This is a genomic window from Pseudomonas sp. NFACC45 (assembly GCF_900113505.1).
Classification (GTDB): domain Bacteria; phylum Pseudomonadota; class Gammaproteobacteria; order Pseudomonadales; family Pseudomonadaceae; genus Aquipseudomonas; species Aquipseudomonas tehranensis.
The window spans coordinates 16,729-31,491 of sequence record NZ_FOPO01000007.1 but is presented as its reverse complement, the minus strand read 5'-3'; the positions used below and the strand labels follow the sequence as shown (position 1 = coordinate 31,491).

The 14,763-nt window shown below is 60.1% G+C and carries 18 protein-coding genes; 11 read left to right on the top strand and 7 right to left on the bottom strand.

All coding sequences use genetic code 11. The features are described 5' to 3' along the window. The first annotated feature begins 128 nt into the window (after nt 1-128). The 10 genes from BM132_RS14265 to BM132_RS14220 all read left to right on the top strand — a co-directional run bounded on the left by BM132_RS14265 (nt 129) and on the right by BM132_RS14220 (nt 7,134). Complete coding sequence (locus BM132_RS14265; protein WP_092394079.1) at nt 129-1,103, top strand: KpsF/GutQ family sugar-phosphate isomerase; 975 nt, start codon at nt 129-131, stop codon at nt 1,101-1,103. Next, nucleotides 1,103-1,627: a KdsC family phosphatase gene (locus tag BM132_RS14260; RefSeq protein WP_092394083.1), complete on the top strand. Its 525-nt coding sequence runs from the start codon at nt 1,103-1,105 to the stop codon at nt 1,625-1,627. The genes BM132_RS14265 and BM132_RS14260 overlap by 1 nt, the downstream gene beginning before the upstream one ends. Nucleotides 1,628-1,634: 7 nt before the next feature. Beyond that, the gene (lptC, locus tag BM132_RS14255) at nt 1,635-2,207 is read left to right on the top strand and encodes an LPS export ABC transporter periplasmic protein LptC (RefSeq protein WP_092394086.1); all 573 of its coding nucleotides are present in this window, start codon (nt 1,635-1,637) and stop codon (nt 2,205-2,207) included. After that, entirely contained in the window at nt 2,194-2,742 is a 549-nt protein-coding gene (gene lptA, locus BM132_RS14250) for a lipopolysaccharide transport periplasmic protein LptA (protein ID WP_092394089.1), read from the top strand. Before lptC ends, lptA begins: the two co-directional genes overlap by 14 nt. Then, a complete protein-coding gene (gene lptB, locus BM132_RS14245; protein ID WP_047228667.1) occupies nt 2,742-3,467 on the top strand; it encodes an LPS export ABC transporter ATP-binding protein in 726 nt (241 codons plus the stop codon). The genes lptA and lptB overlap by 1 nt, the downstream gene beginning before the upstream one ends. A gap of 163 nt (nt 3,468-3,630) precedes the next feature. Further along, complete coding sequence (locus tag BM132_RS14240) at nt 3,631-5,124, top strand: RNA polymerase factor sigma-54 (RefSeq protein WP_047228668.1); 1,494 nt, start codon at nt 3,631-3,633, stop codon at nt 5,122-5,124. 76 nt (nt 5,125-5,200) lie between these two features. After that, nucleotides 5,201-5,509: a ribosome hibernation-promoting factor, HPF/YfiA family gene (hpf, locus tag BM132_RS14235; protein ID WP_047228669.1), complete on the top strand. Its 309-nt coding sequence runs from the start codon at nt 5,201-5,203 to the stop codon at nt 5,507-5,509. Nucleotides 5,510-5,521: 12 nt separating this feature from the next. Next, entirely contained in the window at nt 5,522-5,986 is a 465-nt protein-coding gene (gene ptsN, locus BM132_RS14230; RefSeq protein ID WP_092456089.1) for a PTS IIA-like nitrogen regulatory protein PtsN, read from the top strand. A 2-nt stretch (nt 5,987-5,988) separates the two neighbouring features. Then, nucleotides 5,989-6,846: an RNase adapter RapZ gene (rapZ, locus tag BM132_RS14225; protein WP_047228671.1), complete on the top strand. Its 858-nt coding sequence runs from the start codon at nt 5,989-5,991 to the stop codon at nt 6,844-6,846. Between the two features lie 15 nt (nt 6,847-6,861). Continuing rightward, nucleotides 6,862-7,134, top strand: coding sequence for an HPr family phosphocarrier protein (locus BM132_RS14220; protein ID WP_092394095.1), 273 nt, complete (start codon nt 6,862-6,864; stop codon nt 7,132-7,134). A 44-nt stretch (nt 7,135-7,178) separates the two neighbouring features. Here BM132_RS14220 and BM132_RS14215 read toward each other — a convergent pair whose 3' ends face one another. The 6 genes from BM132_RS14215 to pmbA all read right to left on the bottom strand — a co-directional run bounded on the left by BM132_RS14215 (nt 7,179) and on the right by pmbA (nt 12,433). Further along, on the bottom strand, nt 7,179-8,069 hold the full coding sequence (locus BM132_RS14215) for a ZIP family metal transporter (protein ID WP_092456086.1): 891 nt from the start codon (nt 8,067-8,069) through the stop codon (nt 7,179-7,181). Between the two features lie 28 nt (nt 8,070-8,097). Further along, entirely contained in the window at nt 8,098-8,709 is a 612-nt protein-coding gene (locus tag BM132_RS14210; protein WP_092394101.1) for a superoxide dismutase, read from the bottom strand. A 2-nt stretch (nt 8,710-8,711) separates the two neighbouring features. Then, nucleotides 8,712-9,152, bottom strand: coding sequence for a hypothetical protein (locus tag BM132_RS14205; RefSeq protein ID WP_092456082.1), 441 nt, complete (start codon nt 9,150-9,152; stop codon nt 8,712-8,714). 27 nt (nt 9,153-9,179) lie between these two features. Beyond that, nucleotides 9,180-10,556 (bottom strand): class II fumarate hydratase, encoded by a 1,377-nt coding sequence (locus BM132_RS14200; protein WP_092456080.1) that lies wholly within the window; start codon nt 10,554-10,556, stop codon nt 9,180-9,182. After that, on the bottom strand, nt 10,549-10,944 hold the full coding sequence (locus tag BM132_RS14195) for a FagA protein (RefSeq protein WP_092394109.1): 396 nt from the start codon (nt 10,942-10,944) through the stop codon (nt 10,549-10,551). Before BM132_RS14195 ends, BM132_RS14200 begins: the two co-directional genes overlap by 8 nt. 142 nt (nt 10,945-11,086) lie before the next feature. Next, nucleotides 11,087-12,433, bottom strand: coding sequence for a metalloprotease PmbA (gene pmbA, locus BM132_RS14190; RefSeq protein ID WP_092456077.1), 1,347 nt, complete (start codon nt 12,431-12,433; stop codon nt 11,087-11,089). Nucleotides 12,434-12,586: 153 nt separating this feature from the next. On the opposite strand from pmbA, the gene yjgA reads away from it, so the two are divergent. Further along, entirely contained in the window at nt 12,587-13,111 is a 525-nt protein-coding gene (yjgA, locus tag BM132_RS14185) for a ribosome biogenesis factor YjgA (protein ID WP_092456074.1), read from the top strand. A 208-nt stretch (nt 13,112-13,319) separates the two neighbouring features. Here the strand turns inward: yjgA and tldD are convergent, their stop codons facing one another. Further along, nucleotides 13,320-14,762, bottom strand: a complete 1,443-nt coding sequence (gene tldD, locus BM132_RS14180; RefSeq protein WP_092394118.1) for a metalloprotease TldD — start codon at nt 14,760-14,762, stop codon at nt 13,320-13,322. Nucleotide 14,763: the final 1 nt, after the last annotated feature.

Genomic DNA, 14,763 nt, shown 5'->3' with positions numbered 1-14,763 from the left:
AAGGTGAAAGTCCCAGCTTCAGGGCGAACCTTGGGAGGTGTTCGCACAAAGCATGACGAACTAACGTGAGGGAATTGTTCATTGCCGCTATAATCGCCGCCTTTTCATCGGGCTATACGATTTCTGACATGAGCCAATCCAGCGATCTGATTCAATCGGCACAACGTACCATTCGCCTCGAGCTCGAAGCCGTACAAGGCTTGCTGCCCCATATCGACGCTGATTTCGTACGCGCCTGCGAGATGATTCTGGCCAGCAAGGGCCGGGTGGTCGTGGTCGGCATGGGCAAGTCCGGGCATATTGGCAACAAGATTGCGGCCACCCTGGCCAGCACAGGAACCACGGCATTTTTTGTTCACCCGGCCGAAGCCAGCCATGGCGACATGGGCATGATCACCCGGGACGATGTCATCCTGGCCCTGTCCAATTCCGGCTCCACCAATGAGATCATTACCCTGCTGCCGCTGATCAAACGCCTGGGCATTCAGATGATCAGCATCACCGGTAACCCGGATTCGCCCTTGGCCAAGGCCGCCGAAGTGAACCTCAACGTGCATGTCGAGCACGAGGCCTGCCCGTTGAACCTGGCGCCGACCTCCTCCACGACCGCCGCCCTGGTCATGGGCGACGCCCTGGCCGTTGCCCTGCTGGAGGCCAGGGGCTTTACTGCTGAAGACTTCGCTTTCTCACACCCCGGCGGCGCCCTGGGCCGTCGCCTGCTGCTGAAAGTCGAAAACGTGATGCATGCAGGCCAGGAGCTGCCGCAAGTACAACGCGGTACGCTGCTCAAGGATGCGCTCATGGAAATGACCCGCAAGGGCCTGGGCATGACGGTCATTCTCGAAGCCGACGGCAAACTTGCCGGGATCTTCACCGACGGAGACCTGCGCCGCACACTGGACCGCGCCATCGATATTCGCCGCGCGACCATCGACGAAGTCATGACCCTCCACGGCAAGACCGCTCGCGCCGACATGCTGGCCGCCGAAGCCTTGAAAATCATGGAAGACCATAGAATCAACGCACTGGTGGTGGTGGACAGCGAGGACCGTCCGATCGGCGCCTTCAACCTGTCCGACCTGCTGCGCGCTGGAGTAATGTGATGACTACCGACCTGCTGCTACGAGGCAAGAACATCAAGCTCGCCGTGTTCGACGTCGATGGCGTTCTGACTGACGGCCGTCTTTATTTCCTCGAAGACGGCAGCGAATTCAAGACCTTCAACACCCTCGACGGCCAAGGCATCAAGATGCTGATGGCCGCCGGCGTGCAGACTGCCATCATCAGCGGCCGCAAGACCCCCGTGGTCGAGCGGCGCGCGAAGAACCTCGGGATCCCCCACCTTTATCAGGGACGCGAAGATAAACTGGTGGTGCTGGACGAGCTTCTGGGCCAACTCAACCTAAGCTATGAACAGGTCGCCTACCTCGGTGACGACCTGCCGGACCTGCCGGTGATTCGTCGAGTCGGCCTGGGCATGGCGGTGGCCAACGCGGCCGGCTTCGTGCGTGAGCACGCCCACGGCATCACCACGGCACGGGGCGGCGAAGGCGCCGCCCGTGAATTCTGTGAACTGATCTTGCGCGCCCAAGGCCGCCTTGAAGCGGCCAACGCCGCGTACCTGTGAGCCATTTATGCTAAGCAAGAAAATTCGCACCATCGTGGTGTTCAGCTGCATCGCAGCGATTTTCGCGGCGGTGGGCTATTGGAACATCAGCCCTGAACGCTTCCTCGACCGCCCCGCGGTCAAGGTCCAGGAAAATGATATCGACTGGTATGCGACCAACACGCATACCTTGCAATACCTGCCCGATGGCAAAGTGCAGTATGAAATGACGTCCGACAAGGTCGACCACGTCAAAGCCAGCGAGATCACACTGGTCACCAAGCCAGACCTGAACATCTTCAGGGGCACCGAGTTTCCGTGGCACGTGCAAAGCGAGCGCGCCGAAGTCAATCCTGACGGCACCGAAGTGGAACTGATTGATTCGGTACGCATCGCCCGGACCGATGAGAAGAACCGTACGACCATCATTACCAGCAGTCGTATGACAGTCTTCCCGCAGCGAGAATATGCGCAGACCGAGCAACCCGTTAGAATCGACGGCGCCGGTGGTGTGTCGACCGGCACGGGAATGAAAGCGTATTTGAAGGAAAGCAGGATACACCTGCTATCGAACGTAAGAGGACAGTATGAAGCTCGCTAAAACCCTCCCTATTTTGCTCAGTCTGGGCGCAGCACTGGGAAGCGCGAGCGCCTGGGCCCTCCCCACCGACCGCGACCAGCCTATCCGCATCCAGGCCGACGACGCCCAACTGGACGACAAGAACGGTGTCGCCACCTATAAAGGTGACGTGATCATCACCCAGGGTTCGATGAAGGTCACCGGCAATACCGTGACCATCACCCGCACCCAGTCCGGCGACATCGACGTCGTCACCTCGGTGGGCAACCTGGCCTACTTCGAGCAGATGCAAACCGCGGGCGACACCAAGCCGGTTCAGGGCTACGGGGTAACCATTCAGTACCACGCCGCCAAAGACCGCGTGGTGCTGATCGATCGCGCCAAGGTCATCGACAAGGACGGCAACACCACCCAGGGCGAGAAAATCGTCTACGACACAAACAAAAAACTGGCCAGCGCCGGTCGCGCCACTGGCAGCGCGGTCACCGAACAGCGCCCACGGATCGACATGGTCATCCAGCCGAAAAAGAAAACCGACGAGCAGAAGGCCCAGTAATGGCAACTCTGAAAGCTCAGCACCTGGCCAAGAGCTACAAGAGCCGCCAAGTCGTGCGTGATGTCAGCCTGTCCATCGACAGCGGCCAGATCGTCGGCCTGCTCGGCCCCAACGGCGCAGGCAAGACCACCTGTTTCTACATGATCGTCGGCCTGGTTCAGGCCGATCAGGGCCGCGTCCTGATCGACGATCTGGACGTCAGCCACCAGCCGATGCATGGCCGGGCGAAGGCCGGTATCGGCTATCTGCCGCAAGAAGCGTCGATCTTCCGCAAACTGTCGGTTGCCGACAACATCATGGCGATCCTCGAGACCCGCAAGGAACTCGACAAGGCCGGTCGCCGCCAGGAACTGGAAAGCCTGCTGCAGGAATTCCACATCAGCCACATCCGCGACAACCTGGGCATGAGCCTGTCCGGTGGCGAACGGCGCCGCGTGGAAATCGCTCGCGCCCTGGCCACCGCACCGAAATTCATCCTGCTGGACGAACCATTCGCCGGCGTGGACCCGATTTCGGTCGGCGACATCAAGCAGATCATCCACCATCTCAAGGCGAAGGGCATCGGCGTATTGATCACCGACCACAACGTACGCGAGACGCTGGATATCTGTGAAACCGCCTATATCGTCAATGATGGCCAGTTGATTGCCGAAGGCGACTCCGCGACCATCCTGGCCAATGAACTGGTCAAGGAAGTGTATTTGGGCCATGAGTTCCGCCTGTAAGCGAAAAGTGTCTGGTCAATCACCTCGGCGTCGCTAATTTTATTGCGTGACGCCCTAGGCAAACACTTCAGTTTCAGGCATATAATTTGCTTAAGTTTGGCGCTTCGGCGCCCTGTAGTGGATGGCGCATGTGCGCCGGCGAATAAGGTGTTAAGCCCCAGCCATGAAACCATCGCTAGTCTTGAGAATGGGCCAGCAGCTGACGATGACACCGCAGCTGCAACAGGCCATCCGCCTGCTCCAATTGTCGACCCTGGACCTGCAACAGGAAATCCAGGAGGCCCTGGAGTCCAATCCGATGCTCGAACGCCAGGAAGAAGGCGACGACTTCGACAACACCGATCCGCTGGCCGATAACGTCGAGCAAAAGACCAACACCGAAATCCCGGAACCGTCCTACCAGGAAACCGCCCCGACGGTGGATAACCTGGAGGATGGCGAATGGAACGAACGCATCCCCAACGATCTGCCCGTGGATACTGCCTGGGAAGACGTCTACCAGACCAGCGCCAGCAGCCTGCCCAGCAGCGATGACGACGAGTGGGACTTCACCACCCGCACCTCCACCGGCGAAAGCCTGCAGAGCCACTTGCTGTGGCAACTGAACCTGGCGCCGATGTCCGATACCGATCGTCTGATTGCCGTAACCCTGATCGACTGCATCAACAATCAGGGCTACCTGGACGAAACGCTTGAAGAAATCCTCGAGGCCTTTGACCCCGAGCTGGACATTGAGCTGGATGAAATCGAAGCCGTCCTGCATCGCATCCAGCAGTTCGAACCGGCCGGCATCGGTGCTCGCAACCTGGGCGAGTGTCTTCTGCTGCAACTGCGCCAGTTGCCCGCCAAGACGCCTTGGCTGGCCGAAGCCAAGCGACTGGTCACCGATTACATCGACTTGCTGGGCGGTCGCGACTACAGCCAGTTGATGCGTCGCATGAAGCTCAAGGAAGATGAACTGCGCCAGGTGATCGAGCTGGTCCAGAGCCTCAACCCGCGCCCAGGCTCGCAGATCGAGTCCACTGAACCCGAGTACGTGGTTCCCGACGTGATCGTGCGCAAGCACAACGACCGCTGGCTGGTGGAACTGAACCAGGAATCGGTGCCCAAGCTGCGGGTCAACGCTCAGTACGCCGGTTTCGTAAAGCGCGCGGACACCAGCGCCGACAACACCTTCATGCGCAACCAGTTGCAGGAAGCGCGCTGGTTCATCAAGAGCCTGCAAAGCCGCAACGAAACCCTGATGAAAGTGGCCACCCAGATCGTCGAGCATCAGCGCGGCTTCCTGGAGTACGGCGACGAAGCCATGAAGCCGTTGGTCCTGCATGACATTGCCGAGGCAGTGGGCATGCACGAGTCCACCATTTCGCGGGTGACCACCCAGAAATTCATGCATACCCCGCGGGGCATCTATGAACTGAAATACTTTTTCTCCAGCCACGTCAGCACCTCCGAAGGCGGTGAATGCTCGTCCACAGCCATCCGCGCGATCATCAAAAAACTGGTGGCCGCGGAAAATCAGAAAAAGCCGTTGAGTGACAGCAAGATCGCTGGTTTACTGGAGGCACAAGGCATTCAGGTGGCCCGCCGTACCGTCGCTAAATACCGTGAATCCCTCGGGATCGCACCTTCGAGCGAACGCAAGCGGTTGATGTAACAGGCCACGCCACAGCGTTCCAGTGGCAGGCATTTCTGCCTGCCGCTTTATGCACTGGCAACGAAGGAGAAGCTGTATGCAAGTCAACATCAGTGGACACCAACTGGAAGTGACCGAACCTCTTCGCGAATACATCGGCGAAAAACTCGAACGATTGGAGAGGCATTTCGACAAGATCACCAACGTGCAAGTCACGATGAACGTCGAGAAGCTGCTGCAGAAAATCGAAGCCACGTTGCATATCCCCGGCGGAGAGGTGGTTGCCAATGCTGCGCATGAAGACATGTATGCCGCGATTGACCTGCTGACCGACAAGCTGGATCGCCAACTCAAAAAGCATAAGGAAAAGACCCAGAGCCTCCTCCAGGGCGCGACAGGTCGTTAACCCCCCTAATCCATGATCCGACTAGAATCCATCCTGACCCCCGGCCGTTCCCAGGTGAACGTGCCGGGTGGCAGCAAAAAGAAAGCCCTCGAACAAATTGCCAACCTGATCCACCGCGAAGTGCCGGATCTGGAAATGCAGGACGTCTTCGAGGCGCTGTTTGCCCGTGAAAAACTGGGCTCCACCGGCTTTGGCAACGGTATTGCCATTCCCCATTGTCGCCTCAAGGCCTGTACAGCGCCGATCAGTGCGCTGCTGCACCTTGAAGCGCCCATAGATTTCGACGCCATCGACGGCGCACCGGTCGACCTGCTGTTTGTACTGCTGGTACCGGAAGCGGCGACCGATGCGCACCTTGAGCTGCTGCGCCAGATCGCCAGCATGCTGGACCGCAAGGAAGTGCGCGAGAAATTGCGCAGCGCGCCGAACAACGAAGCCTTGTATCAGGTTGTCCTGGACGAGCAGAACGGTCATTAAACATGCGCATGATCATTGTCAGCGGACGCTCCGGCTCCGGTAAAAGCACGGCGCTTAACGTGCTTGAGGACAGCGGCTACTACTGCATCGACAACCTGCCGGCCGGCCTGCTGCCGGAACTGGCCGAGCGCGCCCTGATCCATACCGAACTGGCGCAACCGCTGGTGGCGGTCTCCATCGATGCACGTAACCTGCCAAGCCACCTGTCGCGGTTTCCGGAACTGCTGGCAGAAGTGCGTAATCGGCACATCCAGTGCGACGTGCTGTATCTGGATGCCGATGAGGAGACGCTGCTCAAGCGTTTCTCCGAAACCCGTCGGCGTCATCCCCTGAGCAACGCAAGCCGCTCCCTGGCCGAAGCCATCCATGACGAGAGTCAGTTGCTGGGGCCGATCGCCGACTTGGCGGACCTGAAGGTCAATACCACCCACTTGAACCTGTATCAACTGCGCGACACCATCAAGTTGCGCCTGCTGAACCAGCCGGAGCCAGGTACGGCATTTCTGGTGGAGTCGTTCGGTTTCAAGCGCGGAATGCCGGTAGACGCCGACCTGGTGTTCGATGTGCGCTGCCTGCCCAATCCTTATTGGAAACCGGAGCTGCGCGAACAGTCGGGGCTCGACCAGCCGGTGATCGACTACCTGGCCGCCCAGCCGGATGTCGAGGAAATGTACCAGGACATCTCCAGCTACCTGCTCAAATGGCTGCCGCGCTTTGCCGCGAGCAACCGCGCCTACGTCACGATTGCCATTGGCTGCACCGGTGGCCATCACCGCTCCGTCTACCTGACCGAACGTTTGGGTCAGCTCCTGCAACAGTCCCTGAAGAACGTCCAGGTTCGCCACCGCGACCTCAGCTAAAGGATTCACATCGCGATGCCTGCTCTGGAAATTGAAATCATCAACAAGCTGGGCTTGCATGCCCGCGCGTCAGCCAAGTTCGTCGGTGTGGCAGGTCAGTTTCCTTGTGAGATCAGCGTCGGCCGCGACCCCGAGAAAATGATCAACGGTAAAAGCATCATGGCGATGATGATGCTAGCCGCCGGCCAAGGCACCAAGATCTATCTGAAAACCGAAGGCGATCAGGAGCAACAAGCGCTGGATGCGCTGGTGGCGCTGATCAACAACTACTTCGACGAAGGTGAGTAACCCCTGTGGCGAGGAGCTTGCTCCCTCGCCACACAGGCATTGCGTCACGCCAAGGCGGTATCCATCACCATCATCAGACAAAACCCCACCAGCAATCCCAGGCTCGCCAGCTTGTCGTAGCCATGACGGCGTGACTCGGGAATCACCTCATGGGTGACCACCAGCAGCATCGCCCCGGCCGCAAGCGCCAACCCCAGGGGCAATAACATCTCGGCCAAGCTCACCAGCCAGGCGCACAACAGCGCGAAGACTGGCTCGACCAGCCCGGACGCGGCGCCAATGGCGAACGCCTTGAGCCGTGACATGCCTGCGGCAGCCAGCACCAGCGCAATCACCAACCCCTCAGGCACATCCTGCAAGGCGATACCCATCGCCAGGCTGTCGGCATCGGGCATGCCGCCGCCCGCCGATACGCCGACGGCCATCCCTTCAGGAATGTTGTGGGCCACGATGGCGAACACAAACAGCCAGATCCGCGGTGCGATAATCGGACGTCCGGGCACCTCGACCAGCCTTTCAGGACTGGCTGACACTTTGCGGTCCACCAGATATAACCCGAATGCCCCCAGCAGGATTCCAAAGCTGATCAGACCACTGGCCGCCCAAGGCGTGAGCCCCAATTGTTCGGCTGCGGCAATGCCCGGCACAATCAACGAAAATGCCGTGGCGGCCAGCATCACTCCGGCACCGAAGCCCAGCAGCGAATCGCTCACAGCCTGGGGCATGCGCCGGATAACCAGCACCGGCACCGCGCCCAATGCGGTGCCCAAGGCACAAAGGCCACCGCCCTGGAGCGCACGCAGCAGTTTCGGCTCCAGATCAAGCCACGCCAACCCCTGAGCCGCGAGCAACGTCATCCCTGCCAACAGCAACAGCGACCCCAAGGCATAACGGAACAACCGTGCGCTAGCTATCGCCAGTATTTGAGTATCCATAATCGGCCTTGGATTGTTTTTATGAAGTTCAGGCAAGGGCTGCCTGGTAACGGCGTGCTACTTCCGGCCAGTTGATCACGTTGTAGAAAGCGTTGATGTACTCAGGTCGACGGTTCTGATACAGCAGGTAATAGGCGTGCTCCCACACGTCCAAGCCTAGAATCGGCGTATGGCCGCTCATCAACGGGCTGTCCTGATTGCCGCTGCTTTCCACCACCAGCGTCTTTTGCGGGGTCACACTCAACCAGGCCCAACCACTGCCGAAACGGGTCAGCGCCGCTTTGGTGAAAGCCTCCTTGAATCGTTCGAGCCCCCCCAGTTGCGCCTCGATCGCTGCCGCCAGAGCGCCCTCGGGTTCACCGCCGCCTTGGGGCGACATGACCTCCCAAAACAACGAATGATTGGCATGCCCGCCGCCCTGGTTGATCACTGCCCCCCTCAGGCTTTGCGGCAGTTGCTCCACCCTGGACAGCAGCGTTTCGACAGACCACTCGGCGTATTCGGTGCCGTCCACCGCAGCGTTGAGATTGTTGATGTAAGTCTGGTGATGCTTGGTGTAATGGATCTCCATGGTCTGCGCATCGATGTGCGGCTCCAGGGCATCGTAGGCGTAAGGCAATGCAGGTAAAGTAAAAGCCATTTTCAATGAACTCCAAAATGAACAGGGGCGTTGCGCTGCCGGAGTGAAGCGGCATCGCAATGCAGCAGGCGTTGGGTGCGTGGGTATTCGCCATGCTCGCTGATGAAACTCAGCAGTTCGACGTAAGTCTTGTGGCTGTGACGCATCGCGGCCGCGCGCAGAGCGGGGGCAAGACGCTCGTCTTGCATGGCCTGCAACAGGCGCTGATGGATGGCACACAAGTACTCGGCACTCTCCTCCGGTTGGTTCAGACGCAAGTGCAGATCCGCCAGGTTGTGATGGGAGACGACGCAGGCGGCGACCGCTTCATCGGCGTCAGCCCAGCGCTCAAACAACACTTGGGCCAGGGCCAGCGCTTGCAGATAGCCTTCGCGGGCGTCCACCAGTTCACCTAGCATGAAACAGCGATTGGCCCGTTCGATCGTGCGTTTCCAGTGCTCCATGATGAGTACCTCCACAAAGGTGTCGGGTTACACACCGCCGGCGGTGAGCTTTTCCGGGTCCAGCAGGACCTCAAGTTCGCTTCGCGACAGGTCGGTGTGCTCCAGGGCGACATCGATGACCGGGCGGCCCTGCTGATAGGCCTTCTTGGCAATCTCAGCAGCCTTCTGATAACCGATGATCGGGTTCAACGCCGTGACCAGGATCGGGTTGCGCGACAGCGCCTCCTTGAGCCTGGCCTCGTTGACCTTGAATGTGGCGATGGCTTTGTCGGCCAGCAGCCGGCTGACGGTGGACATCAGGGCGATACTGTTCAGCAGGTTCTGGGCGATGATCGGCAGCATCACGTTCAGCTCGAAGTTGCCAGACTGACCGGCGACGGTGATCACCGTGTCGTTGCCAATCACCTGGGCCGCGACCATCGCGGTAGCTTCAGGAATGACCGGATTGACTTTGCCGGGCATGATCGAGGAGCCAGGCTGCAGACCTTCGAGCTCGATCTCTCCCAGGCCCGCCAGCGGCCCGGAGTTCATCCAGCGCAGGTCGTTGGCGATTTTCATCAGCGACACCGCTGTGGTCTTCAACTGACCGGAGACCGCCACCGCGGTGTCCTGGGAACCGATCAATGCGAACAGATTCTTGCCCGGGGTGAACTGCACCTGAGTCAGTTGCGTCAGTTGCTGGCTGAACAGCTCAGCAAAGCGTGGATGAGCATTGACCCCAGTACCGACCGCCGTCCCTCCCTGGGCCAGGGATTGCAGACTGGGCAACAAGGCTTGCAGATGCTCGACATTGGCTTTGAGTTGTTGTGCCCACCCCTCCAGCACCTGGCTCAAACGCACGGGCATGGCATCCATCAGGTGAGTGCGACCGGTCTTGATGAATGGGTGGACTTGCTCAGCCTTGCGTTCGATCACCTGTACCAAGTGCGTCAGCGCCGGCAGCAATTGCTCATGCAAGGCCAACGCAGCACTGACGTGAATACTGGTGGGAATGATGTCGTTGCTGCTCTGGCCGCAATTAACGTGATCATTCGGGTTGACCGGCTCACCCAGCAGACGGCTGGCCAGCGTCGCGATCACCTCGTTGGCGTTCATGTTGGAGCTGGTGCCGGAACCGGTCTGGAAGATATCCACAGGGAAATGCTCCATGAAGTTGCCTTCGAGCAACCCCTGCGCCGCATCGACAATGGCCTTGCCCTGGGCCGCGCTGATTTGCTCCAGCTCCACGTTCGCCCGAGCGGCGGCGGCCTTGGCCAGGATCAGGGCGCGAATGAACTGCGCCGGCATGCGTTGGCCACTGACAGGAAAATTATCCACGGCGCGCTGGGTCTGCGCACCGTAGAGGGCCCCCATCGGGACCTGCAGTTCGCCCATGCTGTCGCGCTCAATACGGGTATTACTCATCAGGGAATCCTTGCACCAGTTCATTAAGAGGGATGGATGGCTCCAAGGCGCAGGTCGCCAGCGCCCAGGCATGGCTCTGCCAGCGCTTGAGGCGGCAACGGCAAAGCGATTGTTGTTCGAGGTCGCGCAGTGGACGCCACGCCTGGTCGATACACAGCGTGCGCCAGTGCCAGGGCAGCGCCGTGTCGGAGGCCGTGTCGAGCAGCAAACGAAACGCTGTTTCGGCGACCATCCACGGCGAAGTGGCGGTGCAGCAGGCCAGATAGCGGCCTTCGGCCAGGTAGTGTTCGATTAGCCGCGGCTCGTCAGGGCTCATCGCACAGCGGATCTGGCGACTCATCCAGCGCCAGCTTTCAAGATAGGGTTGTTCGTGCAGGGCGACACTCATGACCGGGGCTCACTCGGCGAATGAGATTCATTATTAGATGATAATAAGACGCAACACAAGAGTTGCGAGCACCCTGGAGGTCATGAACAAAAAAGGCGCGGCATCCCATGGATGACGCGCCTTCTTTTGTGGCGATGGGAGTTCAGCTTCCGGCCACGGTCATCCGCTCGATCAGGACCGAGCCGGTACGGATATTACTGCGCAGCTCCAGGTCGTTCCCTACCGCCAGAATCTGCTTGAACATATCGCGCATGTTACCGGCGATGGTGACTTCCTGGACCGCAAACTGAATTTCACCGTTCTCGACCCAGAACCCCGCCGCGCCACGGGAATAGTCCCCGGTGACCATGTTCAGGCCGTGGCCCATCAGCTCCGTCACCAGCAGGCCACGGCCCATACGACGCAGCAAAGCCGCCTGATCCTCTTCACCATGGGTCACGAAAAGGTTGTGCACGCCACCGGCATTGGCGGTGCTGGGCATGCCGAGCTTGCGACCCGAATAGGTGCCTAGAATATAGGACACCAGTTCGCCATTCTCCACGAATGGCTTGGCGTAGGTGGCCAGGCCATCGCCGTCGAAGGCCGAGCTGCCCATAGCCTGCATCAGGTGCGGACGCTCATCGATGGTCATCCATTCGGGGAACAGTTTCTGCCCGAGCGCGCCTTCAAGAAACGATGATTTGCGATACAAATTGCCGCCAGACACCGCCGACAGGAAACTGCCGAACAATCCACCGGCCAGCTCGGCGGCAAACAGCACCGGCACTTCACAGGTCGGCACCGGCCGCGCGCCCAAGCGACTGGCCGCCCGCTGCGCGGCTTTACGGCCAATACTCACCGGGTCCGCGAGCCGATTGCCCTGGCGGTTCACGTCATACCAGTAGTCGCGCTGCATCTGGCCGTCGGCTTCAGCGATCATGACGCAACTGAGGCTGTGCCGGGTCGACGCATAACCGCCGATAAAACCGTGGCTGTTACCGTATACACGACAGCCTTGATGAGTATTGAGGGTCGTGCCGTCGGCGTTTTTGATCCGCGGGTCGGCGTCGAAGGCCGCCGCCTCACAACGCAACGCCTGCTCGATAGCTTGTTCCGGGGTGATGTCCCAAGCGTGGAACAGGTCGAAGTCTCGCAGTTCCTTGCACATCAGCGCGGCGTCGGCCAGGCCCGAAGCCTCGTCTTCAGAGGTGTGCTTGGCTATCGCCAGCGCCGCAGCCACCGTTTCACGAATGGCGTCAGGACCACTGGCCGACGTGCTGGCCGAGCCCTTGCGCTGGCCGGCGTACAAAGTGATGCCGAATCCCTGGTCGCGATTGAATTCGACGGTCTCCACCTCGCGCTGGCGAACCGATGTCGACAGACCTTGTTCCAGAGAGACCGCCACCTCACACGCACTGGCGCCCTGTCGCTTGGCTTCGGCGAGGATCTGCTCGACTTGTTCCTGCAGTGCCGGCAATGCTTGCGGGCCGACGCTCTGAACTGCACTCATGGTGTTCTCCACTCAAATTCTGCTTTCGGTTAAGACTTTGTACATAAAGTGCCTGCGCGACTTTTTGTACAAACCCTTGGTCTTCGAGCGACCGGGCCGGACAAGCGGCCCCCGACTGGTTATCATGGCGGCGTTTCTTTGCGGACTGCCACCATGGTTGATTCTTACGACAACTCCCTCTACGAGGGTGAAAAAAGCAAATCCCAGGTCAAACGCGAGCTGCATGCTCTGGTTGACCTCGGCGAGCGCCTGACAACACTCAAGCCTGACTTGCTGGCCAAACTGCCTCTGACCGACGCCTTGCGCCGGGCCCTGGCCGATGCGCCCAAGCACACCGCGAATATCGCGCGTAAACGGCACCTGCAATTCATCGGCAAACTGATGCGCGACCAGGACACTGACGCCATTCTGGTTCTGCTCGATCAACTCGATGCCTCCACCCGGCAGTACAACGAACGTTTCCATGGCCTGGAACGCTGGCGCGATCGCCTGATCGCAGGCGATGACGGTGTGCTGGAAAAATTCGTCATCGACTACCCGGAGGCTGACCGTCAGCAATTGCGCTCCCTGATCCGTCAGGCCCAGCACGAACTGGCGCATAACAAGCCACCGGCCTCGAGCCGCAAAATCTTCAAATACATTCGTGAGCTGGACGAGACCCAACGCGGTCTGCGCTGAGTTCCATCCGGCCCTGTAGGAGCTGCCGCAGGCTGCGATCTTTTGATCTTTCGCTTGAGACTGTAGGAGCTGGCGAAGCCTGCGATCTTTTGATCTTTCGCTTGAGACTCAAGTGTATTGGGAAAGATCGCAGCCTCGTTGCACTCGACAGCTCCTACACCAGCTCCTACACCACCTCCTACGCAGCTCATAGGGGACCGTCTCATCCTTAAGCGCCCGTGCCACCCACGGTAATCGCATCGATCTTCAAGGTCGGCTGACCGACACCCACCGGCACCGATTGCCCGTCCTTGCCGCACGTCCCCACGCCGCTGTCCAGCGCCAGATCGTTACCGACCATCGACACCTTGCTCATCGCCTCCGGCCCGTTGCCGATCAGGGTCGCGCCCTTGACCGGCGCAGTGATCTTGCCGTCTTCGATCAGGTAAGCCTCACTGGTGGAAAACACGAATTTGCCGCTGGTGATGTCCACCTGGCCGCCGCCGAGGTTGGCGCAGTAAATGCCCTTTTTCACCGAAGCGATGATTTCCGCCGGATCGCTCTGGCCGCCCAGCATGTAGGTGTTGGTCATGCGCGGCATCGGCAGATGTGCGTAAGACTCGCGGCGACCATTGCCGGTACGGGCCACGCCCATCAGGCGGGCATTGAGTTTGTCTTGCATATAACCCTTGAGCACGCCGTTCTCGATCAGGGTGGTGCATTCGGTCGGGGTGCCTTCATCGTCAACGCTCAGGGAGCCGCGACGCCCGGCCAGGGTGCCATCATCGACGATGGTGCAGAGTTTCGAAGCAACCATTTCGCCCATGCGGCCGCTGTAGGCCGAGCTGCCCTTACGGTTGAAGTCGCCTTCCAGACCGTGCCCCACCGCTTCGTGCAGTAGCACACCGGACCAGCCGGAGCCCAGCACCACCGGCAATGTGCCGGCCGGCGCCGGGATCGCTTCAAGGTTGACCAGGGCCTGGCGCAGCGCTTCGCGGGCGTAACCCATGGCGCGATCTTCGCTGAGGAAATAACGGTAATCGGTGCGCCCGCCGCCGCCATGGCCGCCGCGCTCGCGACGACCGTTCTGCTCGACGATCACACTGACATTGAAACGCACCAGAGGCCGGACGTCCGCCGCCAGACCGCCGTCGGTGGACGCCACCAGGATCCGCTCCCAGACCCCGGCCATGCTCACCGATACTTGCTGGATGCGTGGATCAAGGGCGCGAGTGGCGACGTCGATGCGCTTGAGCAGCTCGACCTTTTCGGCGCGGCTCATGACTTCCAGCGGGTTGTCCGGCGCATACAACTGCGTCACGTCCTGGCTACTGAAGGCCTGTACCCTGCCGTTCTGCCCGGCCCGGGAAATCGAACGAGCGGCACGGGCTGCGGCACCCAGTGCTTCAAGGGTGATGGCGTTACTGTAGGCAAAGCCGGTCTTTTCCCCGGACTGGGCACGCACGCCCACGCCCTGGTCAAGGTTGAAACTACCCTCCTTGACGATGCCGTCTTCCAGCGACCAGGACTCGGATATCTGCCCCTGGAAATACAGGTCGGCTGCATCGATGCCCGGGCCGGCCAGGTCGCCCAGCACCCCTTGCAGGCTTTCCAGGGTGACGCCACCGGGGGCTAAAAGGTGTTCACTGACTGAGGATAACAACCCGCTCATA

Bases quoted from the DNA above. Each gene is read 5' to 3' on its own strand.
- BM132_RS14265 (WP_092394079.1), top strand. From the start codon at position 129: ATGAGCCAATCCAGCGATCTGATTCAATCGGCACAACGTACCATTCGC.
- BM132_RS14260 (WP_092394083.1), top strand. From the start codon at position 1,103: ATGACTACCGACCTGCTGCTACGAGGCAAGAACATCAAGCTCGCCGTG.
- lptC (WP_092394086.1), top strand. From the start codon at position 1,635: ATGCTAAGCAAGAAAATTCGCACCATCGTGGTGTTCAGCTGCATCGCA.
- lptA (WP_092394089.1), top strand. From the start codon at position 2,194: ATGAAGCTCGCTAAAACCCTCCCTATTTTGCTCAGTCTGGGCGCAGCA.
- lptB (WP_047228667.1), top strand. From the start codon at position 2,742: ATGGCAACTCTGAAAGCTCAGCACCTGGCCAAGAGCTACAAGAGCCGC.
- BM132_RS14240 (WP_047228668.1), top strand. From the start codon at position 3,631: ATGAAACCATCGCTAGTCTTGAGAATGGGCCAGCAGCTGACGATGACA.
- hpf (WP_047228669.1), top strand. From the start codon at position 5,201: ATGCAAGTCAACATCAGTGGACACCAACTGGAAGTGACCGAACCTCTT.
- ptsN (WP_092456089.1), top strand. From the start codon at position 5,522: ATGATCCGACTAGAATCCATCCTGACCCCCGGCCGTTCCCAGGTGAAC.
- rapZ (WP_047228671.1), top strand. From the start codon at position 5,989: ATGCGCATGATCATTGTCAGCGGACGCTCCGGCTCCGGTAAAAGCACG.
- BM132_RS14220 (WP_092394095.1), top strand. From the start codon at position 6,862: ATGCCTGCTCTGGAAATTGAAATCATCAACAAGCTGGGCTTGCATGCC.
- BM132_RS14215 (WP_092456086.1), bottom strand. From the start codon at position 8,069: ATGGATACTCAAATACTGGCGATAGCTAGCGCACGGTTGTTCCGTTAT.
- BM132_RS14210 (WP_092394101.1), bottom strand. From the start codon at position 8,709: ATGGCTTTTACTTTACCTGCATTGCCTTACGCCTACGATGCCCTGGAG.
- BM132_RS14205 (WP_092456082.1), bottom strand. From the start codon at position 9,152: ATGGAGCACTGGAAACGCACGATCGAACGGGCCAATCGCTGTTTCATG.
- BM132_RS14200 (WP_092456080.1), bottom strand. From the start codon at position 10,556: ATGAGTAATACCCGTATTGAGCGCGACAGCATGGGCGAACTGCAGGTC.
- BM132_RS14195 (WP_092394109.1), bottom strand. From the start codon at position 10,944: ATGAGTGTCGCCCTGCACGAACAACCCTATCTTGAAAGCTGGCGCTGG.
- pmbA (WP_092456077.1), bottom strand. From the start codon at position 12,433: ATGAGTGCAGTTCAGAGCGTCGGCCCGCAAGCATTGCCGGCACTGCAG.
- yjgA (WP_092456074.1), top strand. From the start codon at position 12,587: ATGGTTGATTCTTACGACAACTCCCTCTACGAGGGTGAAAAAAGCAAA.
- tldD (WP_092394118.1), bottom strand. From the start codon at position 14,762: ATGAGCGGGTTGTTATCCTCAGTCAGTGAACACCTTTTAGCCCCCGGT.